This is a genomic window from Pseudoalteromonas lipolytica (assembly GCF_001306915.1).
Lineage (GTDB): Bacteria > Pseudomonadota > Gammaproteobacteria > Enterobacterales > Alteromonadaceae > Pseudoalteromonas > Pseudoalteromonas simplex.
This window is the reverse complement of the sequence record NZ_LJTC01000010.1, coordinates 165,989-172,692: the sequence shown is the minus strand read 5'-3', so window position 1 is coordinate 172,692 and position 6,704 is coordinate 165,989. Positions and strand designations below refer to the sequence as shown.

At 40.9% G+C, this 6,704-nt stretch carries 4 protein-coding genes and 1 pseudogene; 2 read left to right on the top strand and 3 right to left on the bottom strand.

Annotated elements, in window-relative coordinates; translation table 11 throughout:
* Positions 1 to 235: pseudogene (locus AOG27_RS21750) on the top strand (IS4 family transposase); the annotation flags it as partial.
* A gap of 54 nt (positions 236 to 289) precedes the next feature.
* Here the strand turns inward: AOG27_RS21750 and pyk are convergent.
* Positions 290 to 1,723, bottom strand: a complete 1,434-nt coding sequence (pyk, locus tag AOG27_RS15640; protein ID WP_054553939.1) for a pyruvate kinase — start codon at positions 1,721 to 1,723, stop codon at positions 290 to 292.
* 424 nt (positions 1,724 to 2,147) lie between these two features.
* Between pyk and gndA the strand changes: the two genes are divergently transcribed.
* Complete coding sequence (gndA, locus tag AOG27_RS15630) at positions 2,148 to 3,521, top strand: NADP-dependent phosphogluconate dehydrogenase (RefSeq protein ID WP_054553937.1); 1,374 nt, start codon at positions 2,148 to 2,150, stop codon at positions 3,519 to 3,521.
* Between the two features lie 54 nt (positions 3,522 to 3,575).
* Here gndA and ansA read toward each other — a convergent pair whose 3' ends face one another.
* Positions 3,576 to 4,586: an asparaginase gene (gene ansA, locus AOG27_RS15625; protein ID WP_054553936.1), complete on the bottom strand. Its 1,011-nt coding sequence runs from the start codon at positions 4,584 to 4,586 to the stop codon at positions 3,576 to 3,578.
* A 59-nt stretch (positions 4,587 to 4,645) separates the two neighbouring features.
* On the bottom strand, positions 4,646 to 6,511 hold the full coding sequence (sppA, locus tag AOG27_RS15620; RefSeq protein WP_054553935.1) for a signal peptide peptidase SppA: 1,866 nt from the start codon (positions 6,509 to 6,511) through the stop codon (positions 4,646 to 4,648).
* Between the last annotated feature and the right edge of the window lie 193 nt (positions 6,512 to 6,704).

The window sequence follows — 6,704 nt, the reverse complement described above, 5'->3', positions numbered from 1 at the left end:
GATATGGCCTTATCAACTCAGTTACAGCAATGCTTCTGGCTATATCATCAAGGAGTTAATGATGTTGCCTCACACCTCAGCAGGAAAAGTACCGAGCGTAATAAATAAACTTATTGCAATGGCTGAAACCTTTGTACTGCCAGAGCGAAGAGAAAGACATTATCCAAGATGTGTGAAAAAGAGACCCAGTCGATACCCTGAACGAAAGCCCCAAAAAATGCCTGTCAGCTCTTAACTGACAGGCATTACAATTATTAATTGCGCCTTTTTAATGAAAATTTGTAATAGTTTAAACTGTTACAATCTTCATAGTGTTAGTTGCACCAATCGTTTCCATTGCATCACCGTGAGTTAAAATCACAGTATCACCTGCTACTAGTGAGCCTTGCTCAACAAGAGTGTTTAATGCATCACGTACCATGCTTTCGTCTTCACACTTCGTTGAATCAAAGAATACAGGATAAACACCACGGTAAAGTGCTGTTTGGCCCAGCGTACTTGGATGACGTGATAATGAATAAATTGGTAAACCAGAGCTGATGCGTGACATCAATTTAGCTGTACTACCTGATTCAGTCAGAGTCACAATAGCTTTAACAGAATCTAAGTGGTTAGCTGCATACATCGCAGATAATGCAATTGATTCAGCATTTGATGAAAAACGGCTGTCTAAACGGTGTTTAGAAACGTGAGTTTCTTTTTGTGATTCAGCACCTAAACAAACGCGAGCCATAGTAGCTACTGTTTCTTCAGGGTAGTCACCAGCGGCTGTTTCAGCAGATAACATAACTGCATCAGTACCATCTAATACGGCGTTTGCTACGTCCATAACCTCTGCACGTGTTGGCATTGGGTTATCGATCATAGATTCCATCATTTGTGTTGCAGTAACAACAGTACGGTTAAGTGAACGAGCACGGCTAATGATAAGCTTTTGTTTACCAACAAGCGCTGCATCACCAATTTCAACACCTAAGTCACCACGCGCAACCATCACTGCGTCAGAAGCAAGTACGATATCATCAATTGCTTCAACAGTTTCAACGGCTTCTGCACGTTCGATTTTTGCTAATAGTTGTGCGTTTGAGCCAGCAGCTTCTGCTAAAGAGCGAACATAACGCATGTCATCACCACTGCGTGGGAACGAAACGGCAATATAATCAACACCAATCTCAGTGGCTGTGATTAAATCTTCTTTATCTTTATCAGTGAAAGCAGGGGCTGTTAAACCACCGCCTAAACGGTTGATACCTTTGTTATTTGAAAGTACGCCACCAACAGTAACAGTTGTGTGCACTAGGTCACCGTCAACGCTATCTACCGTTAATTGGATTAAACCGTCGTTTAATAACAGTAAGTCGCCTGTTTTAACGTCGTTAGGTAGCTCTTTATAGTCGATACCTACTGCATTAACGTCGCCTTGGCCTTTTTCCATTTTCGCATCAAGGGTAAATTTTACGCCAACTTCTAGGTTTACTTTACCGTCTTTGAAGGTTGATACACGAATTTTAGGACCTTGTAAGTCTGCAAGGATAGCAACGTGTTTGCCTAAACGCTTAGCAATGCTGCGTACCGCTTCAGCGCGGTCTTTATGATCTTGTGCTACGCCATGTGAGAAGTTCAAACGAACCACATTTGCACCTGCACGAATAATTTTTTCTAGGTTGTTATCGCGATCGGTTGCCGGTCCAAGGGTCGCAACAATTTTTGTGCGTCTTAGCATCAAATTCTCCTGTGCGCTCAAATATATTAAGCGAATTGATGGTTATCTATTAAAATGTCGTGCTATAAACCTTTAATATAGGCTTATACATAAGCACAATGTAGAACTCATAAGTAAAAAATGATTGTTTTTACTTATGAGAATCTGGCTCTTTGTATTAATTATAGAGTATACAAAGTGTGAATGACGTTATTATGACACCGGTGTCAGGTAGCGTCAATACACATACCTTTTTAAAGGGTATTATAAAAATCTGGTCCGATGCCTTGGTTATTTTGATATACTGGGGGCCAACGTCGCTTCATGATTTCGATGATTTATCTCAAGTTGGCTGTCAAGCTCGCATTTTTGGGCTGCTTGGGTATAATGCGCGCGTAATTATTTTGATTAACTAACCAATAGTTGTTACCGAGGAGGACACTAAATGCAAGTTGCATTAGTAGGGTTAGGCGTTATGGGTAAAAATCTTGCCCTCAACCTGATTGAAAAAGGGCTGACATTAGTAGCTTACGATAAAAACCCAGATGCGGGTGCCGAGTTACTAAGCTGTGCGAAAGCATTAGGTTTGGCAGACCGTTTACATATTGTGTCTGATTTAAATGATATGGTTAGACGCTTAGAGCCGCCTCGTTCGATTCTTCTTTTAGTTCCTGCTGGTGAATTGGTTGATAAAGTATGTACAGAGCTTGCAGAAGCAGGTGTTGACTGTGATGACATTATCGTAGATTGCGGCAACAGTAACTACAAAGATGGCATTAGCCGTAAACTTAAATATCAAAACAAATTTGAATTTGCCACTATGGGTATTTCTGGCGGTGCAGAAGGCGCACGTCACGGTCCTGCAATGATGGCAAGTGGTTCAGAAGGCGGCTGGGAGCGTGTCGAGCCGTGGTTTGAAAAAGTAGCGGCAAGCTACAAAGGTGAGTCGTGTTTTGCACGTGTAGGCCAATCTGCAAGTGGTCACTTTGTGAAAATGGTTCATAACGGTATTGAATATGCGTTAATGCAATTAATTGCAGAAATGTATCAACTATTACGTTTAGGTACTAATCGTTCACCAAAAGAAGTGGCTGACATTTTCAATGAATGGTCTGAAGGCACTTTAAATAGCTACTTACTGTCAATTTCAAGCCATATCTTAAGCCTTGAAACGACAGAAGGCGAGCCGCTAGTTGATTTAATCGACAATAAAGTTGGCGCGAAAGGCACGGGTTTATGGACTGCACAAAATGCTCTAGAGCTTGGTATTGCAGTGCCATCACTCGTTGCGGCTGTTCAAGCACGTCACTTAACAAATACGTGTGATACGCATGCTGCTAAAGAAATGACTTACGCTGCTAAAGCAACTGATACCGTTGATTTAGACTTAGCAGAGCTAAAAGATGCATTCACATTGGCAAGTTTACTTGCTTACCGTCAAGGTTTAGCCCTTATCAAAGGTGCATCTCGTGCGCATCAGTGGAAAGTAGATCTTTCTAAAACGCTACAAACGTGGCGCGCAGGTTGTATCATCCGTGCAGATTACTTAGACAATGTCGCTGAAGGTGTAGAATTTATTGATTCTATGCAGCGTGAATCAGCAGCATTACGTAAGGTAACGGGTGCAGCAGTTGCATCTGGTCTTGCATTCCCAGTGTTAACAGCAACGCAAACTTACATTGCGACGTTAACAACACCAAGTAATGGTCACCTTGTTCAAGCACAACGTGACTACTTCGGTGAGCATGGTATTAAAACTCACAGTGGTGAGATTTGCCACTTAACAGACTTAGTTGAGATTGACGAAAAAGTTCGTTAATTATCAAAAAGCATAAAAAAGGCACCAATTGGTGCCTTTTTTGTATTTGCTGCATTAACGACTTAGCTCACCGCGCAGGTTGTCTTGCATCAAGTGACGAATTGTTTCTACTTCCAGCTTTTGACTAAATAAGTAGTGTAACTTGGTCAAACAGGCTTCTAATGTCATATCGTAGCCACTGATCACACCACAATTCAATAAGGCATTACCGGTTGCATAACCGCCCATATTAACTTGGCCTTTTAAGCACTGTGTTAGATTAACAATCACCATACCGCGTTTACTTGCATCATTAAGTATGTCTAAGAACGCCGGATCTTGCGGGGCATTACCCACGCCAAAACTTAATAACACAAGAGCTTTGATGTCGTCATTAACTAGACTTTTCACCACTTTTGGGCTGATCCCAGGATAAAGATAAAGCACACCAATAGGTTGTGGCGTGATATTCGATACCTGTAGTTCGTTATCAACATATGGGCTAAGTTGCCCTTTAATAAGTTGAATATTAATTCCTGACAGTGCTAATGGTCCAAGGTTCGGTGATGCAAAGGCATCAAAGCCATCAGCATGGGCTTTTGTTGCACGGTTACCACGGAATAACTGGTTATTAAAAAACAGGCTTACTTCAGCAATTGGGTAATTTGCGGCTAAATACATGGCATTAAGTAAGTTTACTTGGCCATCAGAACGAAGTTGCGACAATGGAATTTGTGAGCCTGTCACAATCACAGGTTTTGTCAGGTTTTCGAACATGAAAGACAAAGCAGAAGCTGTATAGGCCATAGTATCGGTACCATGCAGAACCACAAAGCCATCATAGTCTTGGTATTTACTCTTAATATCGTCAGCAATTAATTGCCAGTGGGCAGGGGACATATCTGAAGAATCAATGAGCGGGCAATATTCGTGAATATCAAACAAAGGCATTTCATCACGATTAAACTCTGCATTATTGACCACTGTTTCGGTTAAAAAACCTTCTGCCGGAACATAGCCACGGCTCGATTTTTTCATACCGATAGTACCACCCGTATAGGCGATATATATACGTTTACGTTTCATAAAAAAAGCCCAGTTAAATAACTGGGCTTAGTATACCTAAAATCGCTTAGCTAAGTAACTTATTGAATTACATTACACACTAAACAACGAGCGTAAACGCCTTGTGGATCGTTGTAATCTTTTAGATTATCGATCTCACTACTTAACTGATTAATAAGGCTTTGTAAGTTAGCTTGTGTTGCGAGTACTGATTGTGATGAATCAGACTTAGCAAAGAAGCTCTTAACAGCCGCGGTGCCAAAGATATCTTGCAGCATTTGCTCTTGTGGTGTTAATGACTGTTTGATGGTCTTAACATCATAATGATTAAGCTTAGCAAGCTCAGCTGCCGCCTTAATTGCATCTTGCTTATCGCCAAGTTTATCAACTAAACCCAGTTCTTTTGCTTGAGTTGCAATCCATACACGGCCTTGGGCAATTTTATCAACTTGCTCAGGCGTCATGTTACGTGCTTCAGCCACTACATTTAAAAAACGTTTATATGCATTTTCAACGCTCATTTGAATGATGTCTGACATTTTCTCGTCAAGTGGGCGTGCAATAGAGAAGCCAGCAAGGTCAGTTGTTGCAACACCATCTGAGTAAATACCTAATTCAGCCATGGTATTTTCAAACGTCATGAAAGTACCGAATACACCAATTGAACCTGTAATTGTGCTAGGAGCTGCCCAAATTTCATTGGCTGCAGATGCAATCCAGTAACCACCTGATGCAGCCACTGAGCTCATTGATGCGATAACCGGTTTTCCTGCTGCCTTAAGTGCTAATACTTCAGCGCGGATAACTTCAGAAGCAAACATACTACCGCCACCTGAATCGATGCGTAGTACAACGGCTTTCACTTTGTCATCAAGACGCGCTTTACGAAGTAGGGCTGCTGTTGAGTCACCACCAATTTCACCTGCTTTACGTTCACCATCAACTATGGTGCCTTTAGCTACAACGACAGCTACTTTTTCAGTAATTGGGTTATCGAACTCAACAGGCGGTTTTACCAGAGATAAATACTCACGGAAGCTTACTTGCTTAAAGGTTTTACCTGTTTCTTCTGCACCAACTAACTCAATAAGTTGCTGGCGAATTTGTTGTGATGTTTTTAAAGAATCAACCCATTGATTATTTAACGCGTACTGACCTGAGTTACCGTCAACTGCTTGCATTTTTGCAAGGTAAACATCCATATCTTCATCGAAGTTACTTTCATCGAATGGACGGCTCGCAGCAACGTCAGTTTTGTACTCGTTCCAAAGTGCAGTTAACCAAACGCTGTTCGCTTCTTTTGCCGCATCTGACATGTCATTACGAATAAATGGTTCAACCGCTGATTTATAAGTACCCACACGGAAAATATGTTGAGTCACTTTTAACTTTTCAAGCGCGTCTTTGAAGTAAAGTGGGAACATACCATAGCCTTCAATGCTCACACCACCATATGGGTGCATAGACACTTCATTGGCATGGGCAGCAATATAATATTGTGCTTGTGTATAGTAGTAGCCCGTTGCAATAACTTGCTTGCCTGCCTCTTTAAATGCATCAATTGCTTTCGTTATTTGTTTTAGCTTATTGATGTGTGCACTTGGCATTTTTTGTAGGTCAAGAAGCATAACACTGATACGATCATCTTTAGTCGCTTGGTTGATCACTTCAATGACATCATCAAGAAGAATTTCTGATGGTGCTTCTTTACCCATAGTTGCATCGTTGATTGCTGCTTCTACAGGATCAACATAGGTTTTTTCTTCAACAATAGGGCCATTTAAGTTTAGGCGTAGCACGGTTCCGTCTGCTACTTTTACTTGGTCTTCTTCACCTGTGATGGCAACAAAGAAGAGTATTACTAGTAATAGAAATAATATGTTTAGGACCAAACGGCGGGAAAAATTAATCCCGGTCCAAATGCCTTTAAATATCTTTGCTAGCAAAATAAATCCTTAATTCAGTACAGCTTAGTAGTGAACTCATCTTAGCTTAGAATAACTTTAAAATTAACTGTTAAATAGTAACAGAGTGTTTAAAACGATAATTTGCTACCGATTAATTAGCAGTGAAAAGTTGATTATTCTAAGTTATTGCCGCAGAATCTATTTCAAATAGAGGTTCGACCAGTTAACGGGG

Excerpts from the sequence above, each read along its gene's own strand:
- gndA (WP_054553937.1), top strand. The coding sequence starts at position 2,148 with ATGCAAGTTGCATTAGTAGGGTTAGGCGTTATGGGTAAAAATCTTGCC.
- pyk (WP_054553939.1), bottom strand. The coding sequence starts at position 1,723 with ATGCTAAGACGCACAAAAATTGTTGCGACCCTTGGACCGGCAACCGAT.
- ansA (WP_054553936.1), bottom strand. The coding sequence starts at position 4,586 with ATGAAACGTAAACGTATATATATCGCCTATACGGGTGGTACTATCGGT.